General features: G+C 69.2%; 17 protein-coding genes and 1 tRNA gene. 7 read left to right on the forward strand and 11 right to left on the reverse strand.

Going from position 1 to position 19,178, the window contains the following annotated elements; all coding sequences use genetic code 11:
* Positions 1 to 18 precede the first annotated feature (18 nt).
* A complete protein-coding gene (locus tag KQY30_RS16205) occupies positions 19 to 546 on the reverse strand; it encodes a YbjN domain-containing protein (protein WP_217307431.1) in 528 nt (175 codons plus the stop codon).
* A 129-nt stretch (positions 547 to 675) separates the two neighbouring features.
* A complete protein-coding gene (gene clpB / locus KQY30_RS16210) occupies positions 676 to 3,303 on the reverse strand; it encodes an ATP-dependent chaperone ClpB (RefSeq protein WP_217307432.1) in 2,628 nt (875 codons plus the stop codon).
* Between the two features lie 95 nt (positions 3,304 to 3,398).
* Here clpB and KQY30_RS16215 point away from each other — a divergent pair, with 95 nt between their 5' ends.
* Positions 3,399 to 3,803 carry a pyridoxamine 5'-phosphate oxidase family protein gene (locus tag KQY30_RS16215; protein ID WP_217307433.1) on the forward strand — a complete coding sequence of 135 codons (405 nt, stop codon included), beginning with the start codon at positions 3,399 to 3,401 and terminating at the stop codon, positions 3,801 to 3,803.
* A 210-nt stretch (positions 3,804 to 4,013) separates the two neighbouring features.
* Here the strand turns inward: KQY30_RS16215 and KQY30_RS16220 are convergent, their stop codons facing one another.
* The gene (locus tag KQY30_RS16220) at positions 4,014 to 4,334 is read right to left on the reverse strand and encodes a (2Fe-2S)-binding protein (RefSeq protein ID WP_046495139.1); all 321 of its coding nucleotides are present in this window, start codon (positions 4,332 to 4,334) and stop codon (positions 4,014 to 4,016) included.
* 356 nt (positions 4,335 to 4,690) lie between these two features.
* Here KQY30_RS16220 and KQY30_RS16225 point away from each other — a divergent pair, with 356 nt between their 5' ends.
* Positions 4,691 to 5,707: a helix-turn-helix transcriptional regulator gene (locus tag KQY30_RS16225; RefSeq protein ID WP_217307434.1), complete on the forward strand. Its 1,017-nt coding sequence runs from the start codon at positions 4,691 to 4,693 to the stop codon at positions 5,705 to 5,707.
* Between the two features lie 232 nt (positions 5,708 to 5,939).
* On the opposite strand, the gene KQY30_RS16230 is transcribed toward KQY30_RS16225, so the two are convergent.
* The 4 genes from KQY30_RS16230 to dnaK are packed head-to-tail and all read right to left on the reverse strand — an operon-like array spanning position 5,940 to position 10,188.
* Positions 5,940 to 6,413, reverse strand: coding sequence for a helix-turn-helix domain-containing protein (locus tag KQY30_RS16230; RefSeq protein ID WP_046500259.1), 474 nt, complete (start codon positions 6,411 to 6,413; stop codon positions 5,940 to 5,942).
* 11 nt (positions 6,414 to 6,424) lie between these two features.
* Positions 6,425 to 7,612, reverse strand: a complete 1,188-nt coding sequence (gene dnaJ, locus KQY30_RS16235) for a molecular chaperone DnaJ (RefSeq protein ID WP_217307435.1) — start codon at positions 7,610 to 7,612, stop codon at positions 6,425 to 6,427.
* Between the two features lie 60 nt (positions 7,613 to 7,672).
* A complete protein-coding gene (gene grpE / locus KQY30_RS16240) occupies positions 7,673 to 8,335 on the reverse strand; it encodes a nucleotide exchange factor GrpE (RefSeq protein WP_217307436.1) in 663 nt (220 codons plus the stop codon).
* The gene (gene dnaK, locus KQY30_RS16245; RefSeq protein ID WP_046500254.1) at positions 8,332 to 10,188 is read right to left on the reverse strand and encodes a molecular chaperone DnaK; all 1,857 of its coding nucleotides are present in this window, start codon (positions 10,186 to 10,188) and stop codon (positions 8,332 to 8,334) included. The genes grpE and dnaK overlap by 4 nt, the downstream gene beginning before the upstream one ends.
* Positions 10,189 to 10,446: 258 nt before the next feature.
* On the opposite strand from dnaK, the gene KQY30_RS16250 reads away from it, so the two are divergent.
* The 4 genes from KQY30_RS16250 (at position 10,447) to KQY30_RS16265 (ending at position 16,269) form a co-directional block, all read left to right on the forward strand.
* Positions 10,447 to 11,079 carry a sugar transferase gene (locus KQY30_RS16250; RefSeq protein WP_217311097.1) on the forward strand — a complete coding sequence of 211 codons (633 nt, stop codon included), beginning with the start codon at positions 10,447 to 10,449 and terminating at the stop codon, positions 11,077 to 11,079.
* 225 nt (positions 11,080 to 11,304) lie between these two features.
* Positions 11,305 to 13,626 (forward strand): (Fe-S)-binding protein, encoded by a 2,322-nt coding sequence (locus KQY30_RS16255; RefSeq protein WP_217307437.1) that lies wholly within the window; start codon positions 11,305 to 11,307, stop codon positions 13,624 to 13,626.
* Between the two features lie 247 nt (positions 13,627 to 13,873).
* Positions 13,874 to 15,172 carry an FG-GAP-like repeat-containing protein gene (locus KQY30_RS16260; RefSeq protein ID WP_254407603.1) on the forward strand — a complete coding sequence of 433 codons (1,299 nt, stop codon included), beginning with the start codon at positions 13,874 to 13,876 and terminating at the stop codon, positions 15,170 to 15,172.
* A gap of 137 nt (positions 15,173 to 15,309) precedes the next feature.
* Positions 15,310 to 16,269 carry a Yip1 family protein gene (locus KQY30_RS16265; protein ID WP_217307439.1) on the forward strand — a complete coding sequence of 320 codons (960 nt, stop codon included), beginning with the start codon at positions 15,310 to 15,312 and terminating at the stop codon, positions 16,267 to 16,269.
* 104 nt (positions 16,270 to 16,373) lie between these two features.
* Here KQY30_RS16265 and KQY30_RS16270 read toward each other — a convergent pair whose 3' ends face one another.
* The 3 genes from KQY30_RS16270 to KQY30_RS16280 all read right to left on the reverse strand — a co-directional run bounded on the left by KQY30_RS16270 (position 16,374) and on the right by KQY30_RS16280 (position 17,787).
* Positions 16,374 to 16,871 (reverse strand): phosphoribosyltransferase, encoded by a 498-nt coding sequence (locus KQY30_RS16270; protein ID WP_217307440.1) that lies wholly within the window; start codon positions 16,869 to 16,871, stop codon positions 16,374 to 16,376.
* Positions 16,872 to 16,896: 25 nt separating this feature from the next.
* Positions 16,897 to 17,472: a dCTP deaminase gene (gene dcd, locus KQY30_RS16275; protein WP_217307441.1), complete on the reverse strand. Its 576-nt coding sequence runs from the start codon at positions 17,470 to 17,472 to the stop codon at positions 16,897 to 16,899.
* A gap of 78 nt (positions 17,473 to 17,550) precedes the next feature.
* A complete protein-coding gene (locus KQY30_RS16280) occupies positions 17,551 to 17,787 on the reverse strand; it encodes a hypothetical protein (protein ID WP_217311539.1) in 237 nt (78 codons plus the stop codon).
* Positions 17,788 to 18,028: 241 nt separating this feature from the next.
* Between KQY30_RS16280 and KQY30_RS16285 the strand changes: the two genes are divergently transcribed.
* Positions 18,029 to 18,102, forward strand: a tRNA-Gly gene (locus tag KQY30_RS16285).
* A gap of 87 nt (positions 18,103 to 18,189) precedes the next feature.
* Here KQY30_RS16285 and KQY30_RS16290 read toward each other — a convergent pair.
* Positions 18,190 to 18,995, reverse strand: a protein-coding gene (locus tag KQY30_RS16290) for an IS5 family transposase (protein ID WP_254407157.1) whose coding sequence is annotated in 2 segments (ribosomal slippage) — positions 18,190 to 18,675 and positions 18,678 to 18,995 — 804 coding nt in all. Because the reading frame shifts where the segments join, the coding sequence is not laid out codon by codon here.
* Between the last annotated feature and the right edge of the window lie 183 nt (positions 18,996 to 19,178).

Raw genomic sequence — 19,178 nt, forward strand, 5'->3', positions numbered from 1 at the left:
AGGGCGCCTGGGCGCGGCTCAGACGTCGTCGGGCTTTTCGTCGCCCGGCTGGAGGCCGAGCTGCTCCACGAGCCACTTGTCGAACTCGATCGAGGCCCGCACCCAGCTCACCGTCGACGACACGAAGTGCTCCAGGCTGACGCCCATGCCGATCAGCATCTGCGCCTCGCCGATGAGCCTGACGGTGGGGAGGCTGTCGCCCTCCTCGTGGATGTGGCTGTAGACCTTGGGCCACAGCGTGCGGCGGTTCCAGTCGTCGATCGCGTCGAGGATCTTGGACTTGTCCCCGATGGGGTGCGGCCGGTCGTAGAACGTCCGCACCGAGAAGACCTGCTGGTCCTCCTCGCCGCGGAACATGAAGTACGTACGGAATTCCTCCCACGGCGCCGCGAGGTCACCCTCGTCGTCGACGACGTACTTCAGCTCCATCTGGTCGAGAAGCTGCTTGACCAGATCCTGATCAGGGACGACGGGGCCCGCCGGTCCCGCACCCTGCTGCTGGGGCTGGCCCCCGAAATTCGGAATCGAGGACGGGTCGATGCTCACCGTGAATTTCCCTTCGTACGGTTCCTGCCATCCTCCCCCATCCCAGCAGGGCCCTGGCAACCCCGACCCCTCCTGGGATGTCGCGTCTTTGCGTTCGGGGGCCGGCCTGGGGCCCGGCCTGTGGCCCTCCTACAGCGTCTTCCCGCTCGGCTCCGGCGGCTCCGGCGGCTCCAAGGTCGCCGTGCCCACGATCAAGTCGTCCGCGAAGCGGTCCACCCTGACCGTGTCGCCGTCCTTGATTTCGCCCGACAGGATTTCCTTGGCCAGGCGGTCGCCGATCGCCGTCTGGACCAGGCGGCGCAGGGGGCGGGCGCCGTAGGCCGGGTCGTTGCCCTCCGTGGCCAGCCAGTCCAGGGCCTCCGGGGTGATGTCCAGGGTGAGGCGGCGGTCGGCGAGGCGGCGGGACAGGCGGTCGGTCTGGAGCTTGGCGATCCGCGCCAGGTCGTCCTTGGTCAGGGCCGAGAAGACCACCAGGTCGTCGAGCCGGTTCAGGAACTCCGGCTTGAACGAGGCCCGCACAGTCTCCAGGACCTGCTGCTTCTTCGTCTCCTCGGTCGTGGTCGGCTCGACCAGGTACTGGCTGCCCAGGTTCGACGTCAGGATCAGGATGGTGTTGCGGAAGTCCACCGTCCGCCCCTGGCCGTCGGTGAGCCGGCCGTCGTCCAGCACCTGGAGCAGGATGTCGAAGACCTCGGGGTGGGCCTTCTCCACCTCGTCCAGCAGGATCACCGAGTACGGACGCCTGCGCACCGCCTCCGTGAGCTGGCCGCCCTCCTCGTACCCGACATAGCCGGGAGGCGCGCCGACCAGCCGGGCGACCGAGTGCTTCTCGCCGTACTCGCTCATGTCGATACGGACCATCGCCCGCTCGTCGTCGAAGAGGAAGTCCGCGAGCGCCTTGGCCAGTTCGGTCTTGCCGACCCCGGTGGGGCCGAGGAAGAGAAACGATCCGGTGGGCCGGTCGGGGTCGGCGATCCCGGCGCGGGTACGGCGTACCGCGTCGGACACCGCGCGTACCGCCTCGGTCTGGCCGATCAGCCGCCTGCCCAGCTCCTGCTCCATGCGCAGCAGCTTCTGCGTCTCGCCCTCCAGCAGCCGCCCGGCCGGGATCCCGGTCCAGGAGCCGACCACATCGGCGATGTCGTCCGGGCCGACCTCCTCCTTGACCATCGTGTCCTTGGCCGCCTCCTGCTCGGCCCGTGCCGCCGCCTCCAACTCCCGTTCCAGGCCAGGGATCTCCCCGTACAGCAGCTTGGAGGCGGTGTCGAAGTCGCCGTCGCGCTGCGCGCGTTCGGCCTGGCCGCGCAGGTCGTCGAGACGTTCCTTCAGCTCACCGACCCGGTTGAGGCCCTGCTTCTCCTTCTCCCAGCGGGCGTTGAGGCCGCGCAGCTCCTCCTCACGGTCCGCCAGATCGCGGCGCAGCTTCTCCAGCCGCTGCTTGGAGGCGGGGTCGGACTCGTTCTTGAGCGCCAGTTCCTCCATCCGCAGGCGGTCGACCGCGCGCTGGAGTTCGTCGATCTCGACCGGCGAGGAGTCGATCTCCATCCGGAGCCGCGACGCGGCCTCGTCCACCAGGTCGATGGCCTTGTCGGGCAGGAACCGCGAGGTGATGTAACGGTCGGAGAGGGCGGCGGCGGCGACCAGCGCCGCGTCCGCGATCTGCACCTTGTGGTGCGCCTCGTACCGGCCCTTGAGCCCGCGCAGGATCGCGATCGTGTCCTCGACGGTCGGCTCGGCGACCAGCACCTGCTGGAACCGCCGCTCCAGCGCCGCGTCCTTCTCGATCCGCTCGCGGTACTCGTCCAGCGTGGTCGCGCCGACCATGCGCAGCTCGCCGCGCGCCAGCATCGGCTTGAGCATGTTGCCCGCGTCCATGGCGGAGTCGCCGCCGGCGCCCGCGCCCACCACGGTGTGCAGCTCGTCGATGAACGTGATGATCTGGCCGTCGCTCTCCTTGATCTCGGAGAGAACGGTCTTGAGGCGCTCCTCGAACTCCCCGCGGTACTTGGCCCCCGCCACCATCGCGCCGAGGTCCAGCGAAACCAGCCGCTTGTTCTTGAGCGATTCCGGCACGTCGCCCTTGACGATCCGCTGTGCGAGCCCCTCGACCACGGCGGTCTTGCCTACGCCGGGCTCCCCGATCAGCACCGGGTTGTTCTTCGTACGGCGTGACAGCACCTGCACCACGCGCCGGATCTCCTGGTCCCGGCCGATGACCGGGTCGAGCCTGCCCTCACGGGCGGCGGCGGTGAAATCGGTACCGAACTTCTCCAGGGCCTTGTACTGGCCCTCCGGGTCGGGTGTGGTCACCCGGCGTCCCCCCCTTGCCTTCTCAAACGCGTCCAGCAGCTTCTTCGCACCGGCGCCCTGCTCCTCCAGCACCTCTCCGGCCCGGCCGCCCTTGGCCGCGACCCCGATGAGCAGGTGCTCGGTGGAGAGATAGTCGTCCCCAAGTTCCTTGGCCCGCTGGGCGGCGTCGGCGATGACGGCGAGGGTCTCACGGTTGGGCTGCGGGGGCGCGACGGTGGACCCGGTCACGCTGGGCAGCGCGGCCAGCACCCGCTCGGCACCGGACCGTACCGCCGCCTGGTCCGCCTCGACGGCGGCCAGCAGATCGGTGACGTTCTCGTTGTCCTGGCCTTCGAGCAGCGCGAGCAGCAGATGTGCGGGGGTCAGATCGGGATGTCCGGCCGCCACGGCGCGATTGGTGGCGGCGTTGATCGCGTCCCGGCTCTTGTTGGTCAGCTCGGCGTCCACGGGCCCACTCTCCTCCTAGCTGGTTCGACCTGACTGCGTCAACCTATGCAAAGTTGAGTCTATTCCACTCAAGGGCGCCACCCTAGGCTTCCGGTATGTCCATCGACGTACGGGATCCCAGCCCCGATTTTCTCGCGTTCTGGCGCGAGCACCATGTGTGCACCCTGACCACACTCCGCCCGGACGGCACCCCGCATGTGGTCCCGGTGGGCGTGACGTACGACCCGGAGGCCGGGCTCGCGCGGATCATCACCAACAAGAACAGCAGCAAGGTCGCCAACATCCTGGCGGCGGGCCCGGGGGGCGCGCGGGTGGCGGTGTGCCAGGTCAAGCGCGGCCACTGGGCGACGCTGGAGGGCCGCGCCACGGTCCGTACGGAACCGGAGCTGGTGGCGGACGCGGTGCGCCGCTACGCGGAACGGTACGGACGTACTCCCTCGCCCAACCCGGACCGGATCGTCATCGAGATCGCCCTGGACCGGGCGATGGGCCGCGCCTGAGGCGCACGGAGTGCGGGCAGATCCACGGGCGGATCCACGAGACAGCGCGGATTCACCGGACAGCGCGGACCGGACCCGGAAGGCCCGGACGGCCGGGACACGGCACGACCCGAGTCCGGGCAGCACAACGGCGCCATCGTGTTTCAGGTCCACGATGGCGCCGTTGTGTGGGGGAAGCGCCAGAGCGATTTACAACGACGGGGGAATCGCTCAGGCGCTGCGGGGGGTGGCGATGGTGGTCTGCGGTTCGACCAGTTGGTGGTCCCTCTGGTCGAGGTTCACGAAGATCATGTCGTAACGGATGGCACATCGAACCGGCTGCGGAGCCCCACGCGGCCTCCGAAGGCAGCGGTAGGCGCGGACGTCCTCGTCCTCCTCGCGTACGACGACGATCGGCTCTCCGAACAGGGTGACCATCAGCGAGTCGCCACGGTGAGGAATGGCCGTGACAAGATCGATGAAGTGCCATCCCGACCGGTAGGCCGTGGCCATCTCGCGCCGGAAGACCCGGTCGTCCGGCGGGACGGTCACGCGCTCGGATCGGCCGATGCGGGGACCCGGCTGCTCTGCGCCGGTGCCACGTCCCAACCGATGTCGCCCGGGGTAACGTCCTGCGGAGCGCTGTCCCAGCTTATGTCACCCGACGTCGGGCCCTGAGCACTCTGAACAGTGGATCCGGCCGGCGTGGAGTCCCAGCTGATGTCCCCCCCGACAGCCAGCGCGCCATAGGCCAGAGCCGCAGAGAAAGCAGTGGCTACCACCGCGCGAAGCATTCTCTTGTACATAGTCGGCTTCGTCCTCACTTGATGGATTCCTCTCCCCCGCCATGTAGACGATGTCTCACCCGAGCACGTCAACACCACCGGGACGAGGCATCATGTTCCTGTATGTTCAGGACCCTGGGGGGTGGAGATTTGCCAGCGAACGACTCAAAACAGACACATCCCCATGCCGTCACCGATTTGTGTGATGACGGCAGACGGCTTTACGCCAGTGCGCTGCGCTCCGGCCGCATAGCCCGGAGCGAGGCCGCGGGGACTCCATGCCTCATGGAATTCGCGCTTCTGCACCCCGATCCGGACGACGCGGCATGGCTTCGCCCTGTTCCGCCGTCCGCGGCGCTCGCCAAGCGGCTCCATCCGATAGAGCGCGAGATCCAGGAACGCCGTCACTTCGCCGTAGAACTGACCGACTCTTTCGAGCCGTTCATGACGATCAGCGCACAGGACCCGCCGACCACCCACGCGATCACGGTCCTGGAGGGCGTCAGCCGTATCAACGCGGCGCTCGACCTGTCCACCGCCGAGTGCAGGACCGAGGTCCTCACCGTGCAGCCCGGCGGCGGGCGCAGCGAACATGTGCTGGCGGAGGCGCTGGAGCGCGGCCGGGCCGTGGTCGACCGCGGCATCAGTCTGCGCACCCTCTACCAGCACACCGTCCGGCACAGCCAGGGCACCCTCGCCTACGCGGAGAGGCTGGCCGAGGGCAAGGTCGAGATACGGACACTCGAAGAACTGATAGAGCGGCTGATCATCTTCGACCGCACGGTGGCGTACATACCGGCGCGCTCCGACCGGCAGATCGCCCTGGAGCTGCGCCACCCGGGGCTGGTCGACTATCTGGCGCAGGTCTTCGAGCAGCTCTGGCGGCGCGCCACGCCCCTCACGGAGCAGGTGGCGTACGAGCCCACCCCCGACGGCATCACGGGCATCCAGCGGTCCATAGCGAGGCTTCTGGTCGAGGGGTACGTGGACGAGGCCATCGCCCGGCGCCTGGGGATGAACGTACGGACGTGCCGCGCGCACATCGCCAAGCTGGCCACGACCCTGGGCAGCGGCAGCCGGGCGCAGCTCGGTTATCTGGTGGCGCAGTCCGGGATCCTGGACCGCGAGGAGGAAAGCTGAGCGGGGGTACGCGGGGCGACGGGAGCGGTACGGGAGCCACGGGGGCGGTACGGGGGCGGCCGGACCGGAGACGGGTAAGGACCCGCGACAGACAGGAAAGGACCCCCAGCCCCACCTATGGGCTGAGGGTCCCTCACAGAGCCGTACAGGGCCACCGGGCCGCCCGTCCCTGAGCCGCCGCCCCCCGGGCCTGCGCAAGCGCCCGCCCTGCTCCCCTGCGTAAGCGCCCGCCCTACTCCGTCGGCCTCTTCGGCCGCCAGACCACCAGCGCGCTCGCCTGCTGCACATCCTGATACGGCACCAGATCCCGCCGGTACGAAGCGTGCACCTGCGCCTCGCGCTGCCGCATCGCCGCCGCCGCGCCGTCCACCGCCGCCGACAGTTCGGCGATCCTGGACTGGAGCGCGGCCACCTGGTTCTCCAGCTCGATGATCCGCTTGATACCGGCCAGATTGATTCCCTCGTCCTGCGACAACTGCTGCACCTGCCGGAGCAGTTCGATGTCACGGGCCGAGTAGCGGCGCCCGCGTCCCGCCGTACGGTCCGGGGAGACCAGACCGAGGCGGTCGTACTGTCTGAGGGTCTGCGGATGCAGCCCGGAGAGCTGGGCCGCCACCGAGATGACGTACACCGGCGTCTCCTCGGTGAGCTGGTACGGATTGCGCCGCCGGCCGTCCCCACCGGGCCTGTCCGCCCTGTCAGCCATGTTCACGGGGCTCACGCTCCCTTCGCCGCCTGGAACAGCTCCGCCCGCGGGTCTTCGTCCGCGGTCGCCTTGCGGTAGGCCTCCAGCGCGTCACGTGCCTGCGCGCCGAGATCCCTGGGCACCACGACCTCGACCGTGACCAGCAGGTCGCCACGGGTGCCGTCCTTCCGCACGGCGCCCTTGCCACGCGCTCGCATCGTACGGCCGTTGGGCGTCCCCGGGGGCAGCTTCAGCGTGACCGGCGGGCCACCGAGGGTCGGCACCTTCACCTCGCCGCCGAGCGCCGCCTCCGTGAAGGTGACGGGCACGGTGACCGTGAGGTTGTCGTCCTTGCGGCCGAACACCGGGTGCGCGTCGACATGCACGACGACATAGAGATCGCCGCCCGGGCCGCCGCGCTCGCCGGGAGCGCCCTTGCCGCGCAGCCGGATCCGCTGGCCGTCGCTGACGCCCGCCGGGATCCGGACCTGCATGGTCCGCGAGGACCTGGCCCGCCCACTGCCCTTGCAGACCTCGCAGGGGTCCTGGGCGATCAGCCCGCGGCCCTTGCAGTCCACGCACGGGTCGGTGAGCGAGAAGCCGCCGCCGGTGCCGCGCGAGACCTGCCCGGTGCCCACACAGGTCGGGCAGACCCGCGGTGTGCCGTTCTTGTCGCCCGTGCCCGAACAGACCTTGCAGGGCGCCTGGCTGGACATCCGCAGCGGGACCGTCGCGCCGTGGACCGCCTCGGTGAAGCTGAGCGTCACCTCGGACTCGATGTCCTGGCCGCGCCGCGGCTGCGTACGGGTGCCCGTACCACCGCGGTTGAAGATGCCGCCGAAGACGTCCCCGAGCCCGCCGCCGAAGCCGCCGGCGCCGGTGCCCGGCTGCGTACCGCCCTGGGCACCGCCGAAGAGGTCGCTCAGGTCGAAGTTGAACGAGCCGTTGCCGCCGGCGCCGGGTCCGGGCCGGAACCCGCCGTTGCCGAACAGGGCGCGCGCCTCGTCGTACTCCTTGCGCCTCTTGGGGTCGCCGAGGACGTCATTCGCCTCGGAGACCTCCTTGAAGCGCTCCTCGGCCTTGAGGTCGCCCTTGTTGGCGTCCGGGTGGAACTCGCGGGCGAGCTTCCGGTACGCCTTCTTGATCTCGGCCTCGGTCGCGTCCTTCGGGACGCCGAGAACCTTGTAGTAGTCCTTCTCCACGAAGTCCTTCGTGCTCATTCCCGACGTCCCTCCTCTCCGTCGCCGTCAATGCCCCTGCCGTCTCCGGCCGGCACCGCGTCAGCCCTCCTCCGGGCCACCGCTCTCCTTGTCGTTCGCCGGCTCGGCCTGCTCGTCGGCGGACTTGGGCTGGGCCCCGGGCTGGGGCTCGGCCACCGCGACCCGGGCCGGCCGGATCGTCCGCTCGCCGAACCGGTACCCAGGCTGGAGGATCGCGACGCACGTCGTCTCCGTGACATCCGGCGCGTACGAGTGCATCAGGGCCTCGTGGACCGTCGGGTCGAAGGGCTCGCCCTCCTTGCCGAACTGCTGGAGGCCCAGCTTCGCGACAACCGTCTCCAGTGACTCGGCCACCGACTTGAAGCCGCCCACCAGCTCCTCGTGGTCCCGCGCCCGGCCGATGTCGTCGAGCACGGGAAGCAGCTCGGTCAGCAGACTCGCGACGGCGATCTCCTTGACCGTGACGCGGTCGCGCTCCACCCGCCGGCGGTAGTTCTGGTATTCGGCCTGGAGCCGCTGGAGATCCGCGGTGCGCTCGTTGAGCGCCATACGGACCTGGTCCAGCCGCGCGGTCAGCGCTACTTCCTGTACGTCCCCGGCCGAGGCCGCCGGGCCCGGATCCCGCAGGGGGTCCGGCTCGGCGGCATTCGGCGTGGCGTCATCGTGTCCGGCGCCTGAGGGGACGTCGGGCTTCTCGTCGAAGCCCGGGGTCTCCTCGGTCACACCGCACCGTCCTTCTTGGGCCGCTCGTCGTCCACGATCTCGGCGTCGACGACATCGTCGTCGGCCTGGGTCCGCCCGGCGCCCGCGGCACCGTCGGCGCCGCCCGCGGCGGCACTGGCCTGGGCGTCCGCGTACATCGCCTGGCCGAGCTTCTGGGAGACGGCCGCGAGCTTCTCCGTGGAGGTACGGATCTCCGCGGTGTCCTCGCCCTTCAGCTTCTCCTTCAGCTCGCCGATGGCCACCTCGACCTCGGCCTTGACGTCGCCGGGGACCTTCTCCTCGTTGTCCTTGAGGAACTTCTCCGTCTGGTAGACGAGCTGCTCGGCCTGGTTGCGCGTCTCGGCGGCCTCGCGGCGGCGGTGGTCCTCGTCCGCGTACTGCTCGGCCTCCTCACGCATCCGGTTGACCTCGTCCTTCGGCAGCGAGGAGCCGCCGGTGACGGTCATCTTCTGCTCCTTGCCGGTGCCGAGGTCCTTCGCGGCGACGTGCATGATGCCGTTGGCGTCGATGTCGAACGCGACCTCGATCTGCGGCACACCGCGCGGGGCGGGCGGCAGACCGGTCAGCTCGAACATCCCGAGCTTCTTGTTGTACGCCGCGATCTCGCGCTCGCCCTGGTAGACCTGGATCTGCACCGACGGCTGGTTGTCCTCGGCCGTGGTGAAGATCTCGGAGCGCTTCGTCGGGATCGTCGTGTTCCGCTCGATCAGCTTGGTCATGATGCCGCCCTTGGTCTCGATACCGAGGGACAGCGGGGTGACGTCGAGCAGCAGGACGTCCTTGACCTCGCCCTTGAGGACACCGGCCTGGAGCGCGGCGCCGATGGCGACGACCTCGTCCGGGTTGACGCCCTTGTTGGCCTCGCGGCCGCCCGTCAGCTCCTTGACCAGCTCCGCGACGGCGGGCATACGGGTCGAGCCGCCGACCAGCACCACGTGGTCGATCTCGGAGAGCTGGATCCCGGCGTCCTTGATGACGTTGTGGAACGGGGTCTTGCAGCGGTCCAGCAGATCAGCGGTGAGCTGCTGGAACTGGGCGCGGCTGATCTTCTCGTCCAGGTGCAGCGGGCCCTCGGCGGACGCCGTGATGTACGGAAGGTTGATCGTCGTCTCGGAGGAGGACGACAGCTCGATCTTCGCCTTCTCCGCGGCCTCGCGGAGACGCTGGAGAGCCATCTTGTCCTTGGACAGGTCCACGCCGTGTCCATTGGCGAACTGCTTCACCAGGAAGTCGACGACGCGCTGGTCCCAGTCGTCACCACCGAGGTGGTTGTCACCGTTGGTGGCCTTCACCTCGACGACGCCGTCACCGATCTCCAGCAGCGAGACGTCGAAGGTGCCGCCGCCGAGGTCGAAGACCAGGATCGTCTGGTCGTCCTTGTCGAGCCCGTACGCCAGGGCGGCGGCCGTCGGCTCGTTGACGATACGGAGCACGTTGAGACCCGCGATCTCGCCGGCCTCCTTGGTGGCCTGGCGCTCCGAGTCGTTGAAGTACGCCGGGACGGTGATCACCGCGTCGGTGACCTTCTCGCCCAGGTACGCCTCCGCGTCCCGCTTCAGCTTCTGCAGCACGAAGGCCGAGATCTGCTGGGGGTTGAAGTCCTTGCCGTCCAGGTTGATCCGCCAGTCGGTGCCCATGTGGCGCTTGACCGAACGGATGGTCCTGTCGACGTTCGTAACCGCCTGGCGCTTCGCGACCTCGCCGACGAGCACCTCGCCGTTCTTGGCGAAGGCGACGACGGACGGCGTGGTCCTGGCGCCCTCGGCGTTGGTGATGACGGTGGGCTCGCCGCCTTCGAGAACGCTGACGACGGAGTTTGTCGTGCCCAGGTCGATGCCGACCGCACGTGCCATTTCGATTCCTCCATGACTTGAGTGGAACAGGCTCAAGGATGCATCACAGACCCCAGCGAGTCAAAGGACCTGAGCCAAGGGGACTCAACTATTGTGCGGATGCCTTGCGCCCGGCGGGTTGCCCCCGGTTCACGACGCTTCCCCATGCGATCGTTCTGTATCAAATACCTTGAATGAGCCAGAAGCCATGTAATCCCTAAAGGCTCTGAAACGTAACAGAACGCACAGAAACGGTCAGGTGTGACCTTGAAGCGACGCATGATGTGGCGCCCGCAGCACCGCCCGGACCCCAAGCGCCTTCTGGATCTGACGCTCGGCTCGGCCCTTCTGGTGCTGGCCGCGCCCCTGCTCACGGCAGCCGTCCTCGTCCTCGCACTCTCCCGGCCGGCCGACGGCGTATTCCTGCGCGACTACCGCACAGGGCTCAACGGACGGCCCTTCATCCTGAGTTCCCTGCGTACCCGCCGGTTCCGGCTGGATCTGCTCTCCCGGCTGCCCCATGTCGTACGGGGAGACCTCTCCCTGGTGGGGCCCGCGCCGCTGAAGGTCGGCTCCGCCGCGGGGGCGGCGCCGTGGCGTCAGCTCGTACGGCCGGGACTGACCGGTCTGGCGCAGGTACGGCGGCACTCGACACTGCCCTGGGACGAGACACCGCTCCTCGACCAGCACTACGTCGAGCACCACTGGATCGGGCTCGACCTGGCGATCCTGGCCCACACCCTGCCCGCGCTCTACAAGGCGCGGGTCCGGCGGGACCCCCACCGCCTCCCCCGCGGCCACTCCCGGGCGGACACCTACTGGCTGGGCACCGTACGACGGCCCGACCCCGGACTGCCGCACGCCCGGCGCCCGGCGGCGGTCCCGGCCAAGGGGGCGGCCAGGGCGCGCTGAGCGGCAGCCGGGCTCCCCGCGACCACGGCCGGCACCCCCGAGCGGCGGCCGGGCCCCGGAGCGACGCAGATCACCGGCTGCGCCGCTACATTGCGGCGGGACAAGTGGGTAACCTCAGCCACGGACTGATTAAGTTACCGCTTAGTAGAGTGGGACTTCCTACTCTTGTCATCAGTCGCTGTAACCAGCCGCTTTCCACCCGCGCAGGCCCCGAGGAGCCACTCCATGCAACTCGCCGCGATCATCGTGTCGCTGGTGCTCGCCGTCGTCGGTGTGGCGCTGTTCGGCCGGGCCATCGCCCAGATCTACCGCTTCGTACGGCTCGGCCAGGACGTCCCCGCAGGCACCCGCACGGACGAGCCCGCCCGGCGCACCCTGACGGTCGCCAAGGAGTTCCTCGGCCACACGCGGATGAACCGCTGGGGCGTCGTCGGGGTGGCGCACTGGTTCGTCGCGGTCGGCTTCTTCACCCTCGTACTGACCCTGGTGAACGCCTTCGGGCAGCTCTTCAAGGCCGACTGGCTGCTTCCGGTCATCGGTGACTGGACCCCGTACGAGGTGTTCGTCGAGCTGATCGGCGCGCTGACCACTCTCGGCATCCTCACCCTGATCGTCATCCGGCAGCTCTCGCTCCCCGGCCGGGCCGACCGCAAGTCGCGGTTCGCGGGCTCCAACTTCGGCCAGGCGTACTTCGTCGAGGCCGTCATCCTCATCATCGGGCTGGCGATCCTGCTGCTGCGCGGCCTGGAGGGCGCGCTGCACCACGCCGACTCGTACCAGGCCGCGTATCTCGTGTCGTATCCGCTGGTCGCCGCCTTCAAGGGGCTGAGCACCGGCACCCTGCAGAACCTGGTCTACCTGATCGCGATGATCAAGATCGGGACGTCCTTCATCTGGATGATCACCGTCGCGCTCAAGACCGACATGGGGATCGCCTGGCACCGTTTCCTGGCCTTCCCGAACATCTGGTTCAAGCGCGAGGCGGACGGTTCCACGGCCCTCGGCGCGCTGCTGCCGATGACCAGCGGCGGCAAGGAGATCGACTTCGAGGACCCGGGTGAGGACGATGTCTTCGGTGTCTCCCAGATCGAGCACTTCTCCTGGAAGGGCATCCTCGACTTCTCCACCTGTACGGAGTGCGGCCGGTGCCAGTCGCAGTGCCCGGCCTGGAACACCGGCAAGCCGCTCTCCCCGAAGCTGCTGATCATGTCGTTGCGCGACCACGCGCACGCGAAGGCGCCGTATCTGCTGGCGGGCGGCGGCAAGGACGCGGAGGGCGAGGAGAAGGCCTCCGCCGAGCAGCTCGCCGGGGTGCCGGCCGCGGCCCTCGCGGAGGCCGAGCGCCCGCTGATCGGAACGCTGGAGGCCGCGTCCGACGGCGGCTTCGCCGCGGGCGGCGTCATCGACCCGGACGTGCTCTGGTCCTGCACCACCTGCGGCGCGTGTGTGGAGCAGTGCCCGGTCGACATCGAGCATGTGGACCACATCGTCGACATGCGGCGCTACCAGGTGATGATCGAGAGCGCCTTCCCGAGCGAGGCCGGGACGATGCTCAAGAACCTGGAGAAGAAGGGCAACCCCTGGGGCCTGGCCAAGAAGCAGCGCCTGGAGTGGACGAAAGAGCTGCTGCGGGAGGGCGCCGGCTTCGAGGTGCCGGTCGTCGGCAAGGACGTCGAGGACCTGTCGGAGGTCGACTACCTCTACTGGGTGGGCTGCGCGGGCGCGCTGGAGGACCGGGCCAAGAAGACCACCAAGGCCTTCGCGGAGCTGCTGCACATCGCGGGTGTCTCGTTCGCGATCATGGGCGGGGACGAGAAGTGCACGGGCGACTCGGCCCGGCGTCTGGGCAATGAGCCGCTGTTCCAGCAGCTCGGCCAGGAGAACGTCGCGATGCTGAACATGGCGTTCGGCGAGTCCCTCGACGAGGACGGCACCGCCGACGCCGCCACGAAGAAGCCGAAGTCGTCCAAGAAGATCGTCGCGACCTGCCCGCACTGCTTCAACACCATCGCGAACGAGTACCCGCAGCTCGGCGGCGAGTACGAGGTCATCCACCACACCCAGTTGCTCCAGCACCTCGTCGACGAGGGCAGGCTCGTGCCCGTGACGCCGGTCGAGGGGCTCATCACGTACCACGACCCCTGCTATCTGGGCCGTCACAACAAGGTCTACACACCGCCGCGCGAGATCATCGCCAAGGTCCCGGGACTGCGGAACGAGGAGATGCACCGCCACAAGGAGCGCGGTTTCTGCTGCGGCGCGGGCGGCGCGCGGATGTGGATGGAGGAGCGGATCGGCAAGCGCGTCAACGACGAGCGCGTGGACGAGGCGCTCTCACTGAACCCGGACATCGTCTCGACGGCGTGCCCGTTCTGTCTGGTCATGCTGACCGACTCGGTCAACGGCAAGAAGAACGCGGGGCAGGCGAAGGAGTCGCTCCAGGTGGTGGACGTGGCGCAGTTGCTGCTCGATTCGGTACGGACGCCCGCGGGGCCGGAGGGTGCGGACGCGCAGGAAAGCACGCCGGAGCCTGAACCGGTGAAGTAGCGGGCCCGTGAGGTAAGTGTTCGGGATACGAACGGCCGGCGGCCGGACCTGACTGGGAGCGGGTCCGGGCCGGCCGTCTCCGTTTTCTTGTGCTTGCCGCTTTCTTGTGCTCGCCGTCTTCTTGTTGCCTGTCGCCGTCTCCGCTTTCTCGCGCTTGCAGGCCGTCTCCGTTTTCTTGTGCTGGTACGTCTGCTTACCTGTGCGCATCGGATTGGGACGCGTGGGGCGGGGTGGTTCGGTCGTGCGGATGCGATGGCGGATGCGGATCGGTGCGGGTGTGGTCTCCGTCTGTGCCTCCGTGTGTACGGCGGTGCTGCTGGCCGGGTGCACGGCGGCCCCGGACCCGGCGGGCAGCGGCGGAGGCGGGGACGCGAAGAACGGCGACACCGCGCCGCTGGCGGGCACGGGCGACGCCGCACGCCGTCCCGTACCGCAGGGCCGGGGCAGCCGGCTCCCGGACGACTTCAATGGCGACGGCCACCGTGATCTCGTACTGAACGACCTGGTCAAGGCGGCGGACGACTCGTACGGGGACGACGCGGGGATCGGGATCGTGTACGGGACGGGCGCGGGCGGTTCGGGCGCCTCTGGTACGGCGCGGGGCTCGGGTGGCGGTACGGGCACGGGGCGGGGCTCGGGGGCCGCGCTCGATCCCGCCGTACGCCAGATCCTCGGCCCGCGGACCCATGGCGCCCGGGTCGGGGGCACGCTCCCGGCCGCGTTCGACGCCATGGCGGCGTGCGACCTCGACAAGGACGGGTACGGCGATCTGGTCATCGCCACGGACCCGCCGTACGACGGCACCGGCATGCCGCCCGTACCACTCCAGCTTCTCTTCGGCGGCCCGTCCGGCCTGACCGGCAGGGCGGTGGTCCTGCGGATCCCCGGCCAGGCGCGCTTCGGCAACGAGTGGCCCGACCACCCGGTCTGCGGTGACTTCGACGGGGACGGGTCGGTGGATCTGGCGGTCACCGCGAGCGCGGGCCGGGTGAGTTTTCTGCGCGGTCCGTTCAGCCGGGCCGGGGCCCCACGCAGCGCCTCGGCGCCGGTTCCGGGCGGCGGCCCGGCGCTCGAAGCGCCCGCGCCCGCGGCGGATGCCGACGGCGACGGTTACGACGACCTGGTGTACTCCGCCCGCGCCCACGCGCCGGGGACGGCCGCTCGTGGCGCGCTGCTGCTCGGGGGCCCGGACGGTCCGGGGCGCGCGGGCGGCTCGTACCGCTTCAAGGCGGTGGGGCTGCCGCCCGCGCCCGCGCTGCCGAACGGGAAGGGCGGCGGTGAGAGTGCCACCGAGGTGCTCGTCTCCGCGGACTTCACCGGGGACGAGCGGCCTGATCTGGTGACCCGTACGCACCGGGGAGAGACGGCGGATGTGATCGCGGTGTACGAGGGGACGGGCGGCGGGACGGCGGGAGCCGACTGGGCGGACGGCGGGACGGGTGGGGAAACGGGTGGGGGAACGGGCGGTGGCAAGGGCGGTGGCACCGGCGGGGGCTTCGCGGACCGTCCGGTGCTCACGTTCAGCACATCGCTCTTCCTGAAGTAACTCCCCCGGTTCCTGGGCGGGTTCCTGGGGCAAACCCCCCAGGGTCCCCTTAGGGGATGTCACAGCTCGGCCGCAATGGACGGTCCGTTGGGCCGGCTCAGCGATGCCGGACGCCAAGACCAGGTACGTTCGATCGCGTGGCTGGATTCAGGATCGGACGCGGCCGGGACAACCGCACCTCGCAACAGCAACCGCAGCGGCAACAACCGCAACAGCAGCCGTACGGACGGCAGGCGGCACCGCCGCCGCCCGGTTACGGCGGCGGGCACCGGGCTGCGCCTACGTACGGTCAGCAGCAGTGGCCCCCGGCGGGCAGCAGCGGCGGAGGCCAGTACGGCGGGCCGGGCGGGCACGGCGGTGCGCAGCGCGGTGGCGGCGGTGGCGGGCACGGCGAGCCGGAGTACTTCGGTGACCCGTACGGCCAGCAGCCCCCGCAGGGCCCGCACGGCGACCCGTACGCCAACACCCCGGGCCACACGCAGATGTTCAGCGTCGGCGAGGACCCGTACGGCGACGGCGACACCTACCGTGCCGGCGCCGCCCCGGCGCCCGCCGGCCCCCGGCTGGGCTGGAAGGACCTGCTGAGCGGCATCGTGCTGCGCCCCGGCGCGACGTTCCTGCAGATGCGCGACTACCCGGTCTGGGGCCCCGCCCTGATCGTGACGTTCCTCTACGGCCTGCTGGCGCTCTTCGGCTTCGACGCGGCCCGCGACGACACGATAAACGCGACGCTCACGACCGCCATCCCGTACGTCCTGACGACGGCTGTCGCCTTCGTCCTCGGCGGGCTGATCCTGGGCGCGGTGACCCATACGCTCGCCCGCCAGCTCGGCGGCGACGGCGCGTGGCAGCCGACCGTCGGCCTCTCGATGCTGATCATGTCGATCACGGACGCCCCGCGACTGGTCTTCGCGGTCTTCCTGGGCGGCGAGAACGGCCTGGTGCAGATCCTCGGCTGGGTCACCTGGATCGCGTCGGGGGCGCTCTTCACACTGATGGTGGGCAAGTCGCACGACCTGCCGTGGCCGAAGGCGCTGGGCGCGTCGGCGATCCAGCTCATCGCGCTGCTGTCGCTGCTGAAGCTGGGCACGATCTGAGGGATGTGCGGGCCGGGAACGATCTGACGTGTGCGGGCTGGGCACGATGATCTGACGGGTGGGGGCCGGGCACGATCTGACGGGTGCGGGAGCGGCTCAGTGGCTCAGTCGTCCGTCGGGCGGCGTAGAACCGGTACGACCGGCGGCTGGACGCTCCAGGGGAAGTTGATCCAGTCGTCGGTGCGCTTCCAGACGTACTCGCACTTCACGAGGGACTGAGTCTTCTCGTAGATCACCGCGCTGCGCACCTCGGCCACATGGTCCACACAGAAATCGCGGACCAGCTTGAGCGTCTTGCCGGTGTCGGCGACATCGTCCGCGATGAGGACTCTCTTGTTCGAGAAGTCCACCACATTGGGTACGGGCGCGAGCATGACCGGCATCGGGAGCGTGGTGCCGACGCCGGTGTAGAACTCGACGTTGACGAGATGGATGTTCTTGCAGTCCAGGGCGTACGCGAGACCGCCGGCCACAAAGACGCCGCCGCGCGCGATGCTGAGGACGACATCGGGTTCGTAACCGTCGTCGGCGATTGTCTGCGCGAGTGCGCGAACGGCGTGCCCGAACTGCTCGTACGAGAGATTCTCCCGTGCCCCGGTCATACCGACCGTCTCCCCCGTCTCCGTCTCACACCTGAGTCCGATGGAAGTTCAGATAGGAGCGCGAGGCCGTGGGCCCGCGCTGGCCCTGGTATCGCGAACCGTACCGCTCGGAACCGTACGGATGCTCCGCCGGCGAGCTGAGCCGGAAGAGACAGAGCTGCCCGATCTTCATTCCCGGCCAGAGCTTGATGGGCAGGGTGGCGAGATTCGACAGTTCGAGGGTGACATGCCCGGAGAATCCGGGGTCGATGAAGCCGGCGGTGGAGTGCGTGACCAGCCCGAGCCGTCCGAGGCTGGACTTCCCCTCCAGCCGGGAGGCGATGTCGTCGGGCAGTGAGATCACTTCGTACGTCGAGGCGAGTACGAACTCCCCGGGGTGCAGGATGAACGGCTCGTCGCCCTCCGGCTCGACCGTACGTGTCAGATCGGCCTGTTCGATGGCTGGATCGATATGGGGATAGCGGTGGTTCTCGAACACCCGGAAGTACCGGTCGAGCCGCACATCGATGCTGGAGGGCTGCACCATCGACCCGTCGTACGGCTCGATGCGCACACGTCCGGAATCGAGCTGGGCCCGGATGTCCTTGTCTGAGAGAAGCACGCCCCGAGGATACGCAGAGCGCGCGGGCCCGCCTCAGTCGGGCGGCCCGCGCGCTCCCTCACCCCTTGGTCAGCGCGGTCAGCGCTGTTCCGACTCCACGGGCTCCACCGGCCCCGTCGGCCCCGCCGACTCCACCGTCTTCACGGGCTCCGCGGCCGCCACGGGCACGGCATGCCGCAACCGCGCACACCGAGGACACCGGATGAGCCGCCCGGGCCCGATCCTGGCGGTGTCGAGCTGCTGCATCGGGAACGTCGTGGTGCTGAACACATGCCCTTCGGCACAGCGGACGACGGTGCGCTCCATCAAGTCCATCAGGTCCTTTCCCCAACAAACACGGACGAACGCCCACACTAAGGGATGAAGAAGACACCCCCCACCCCGGCACTCCGCCCCGACCCTACGCCCCAACTCCCGCCCCCCAAGCCCACATCGCCCCCACGCCGCTACCGCCTCCACCCCCCGAACAACACAGCGACCCCGCGGCGAAATACGCCCGGGGTCGACGATGGGGTAGAGTGACCGACGATGCGGGGCGGATGAGAGCCCCACTTTCGCGGGTGTAGTTTAATGGTAGAACATGAGCTTCCCAAGCTCAGAGCGCGAGTTCGATTCTCGTCACCCGCTCCACGACAAACCTCCAGGCCAGTGGCCCGGGGGTTATTTGTTGTCTAGACCATTTCGAAGCCGCGTGCCATTCGCCTGCCATAACAACGGCTAACGTAATGAGTTGAGTTGTCGGTGGGTGATGAGGCAGCAGGCGAGTTTGAGGAAGGCTTCGTGGATGTCTGCTCGTCGTTCCCATCGGATGCGCAGGCGTCGGAAGCCGTGCAGCCAGGCGAAACTCCGTTCTACGACCCAGCGGTAGGTGCCCAGCCCGGTGCCGTGCGGGGTGCCGCGGCGGGCGATGGCGGGGACGATGCCGCGGGCGCGGACCTGGTCGCGGTAGATGTCGTGGTCGTAGCCCCGGTCCGCGAAGAGTGAGTCCGGCTTGCGGCGGGGACGGCCGACCCGGCCGCGGACCGGCGGGATCGCATCGAGCAGGGGCAGCAGCTGGGTGACGTCGTTGCGGTTGCCGCCGGTCAGCAGGACCGCGAGCGGGGTGCCGTGCCCGTCGGTGATCAGATGGTGCTTCGAGCCGGGCCGGCCCCGGTCGACCGGCGAGGGGCCCGTGTGGATCCCCCTTTTAACGCCCTGACGTGAGAGGAATCGACCACACACCGCGACCAGTCCAGCCGTGAGGCCGCGTTCAGCTCGGCCAGGAGGACCTCGTGCAGCCGCTGCCACACACCGGCCTCGTTCCAGTCCCGCAGCCGCCGCCAGCACGTCATACCCGAGCCGAAACCCAACTCCTGCGGCAGGTACTCCCACTGAATTCCGGTGTGCAGCACGTACAGGATCCCGCACAGTACTTCCCGGTCCGGTAACGGCTTGCGGCCGGGGTACCGGAACCTGCGCTCACGCTGCGGCAGCAGCGGTTCAACGCGGTCCCACAGGGCATCCGACACGATCCACGGCGACATCCCCACACCAGACGGAACGCTCAACTGCCGCCCTGGACACGGCCATCAGCACCGATCCACCTCTTTGTGTTAGCCGTTGTAAGCCTCCAGCTTGGGGACCTGAGGGCACCTCCGCGAAGGCAGCTAGCAAGGCCGCGACCGCCGTCGGAGCGCCCATGGCCTGGTTGCAGTTCCGGTTGCGTT

The sequence above is a fragment of the Streptomyces sp. GMY02 genome, assembly GCF_019056675.1.
Classification (GTDB): Bacteria; Actinomycetota; Actinomycetes; order Streptomycetales; family Streptomycetaceae; genus Streptomyces; species Streptomyces odonnellii.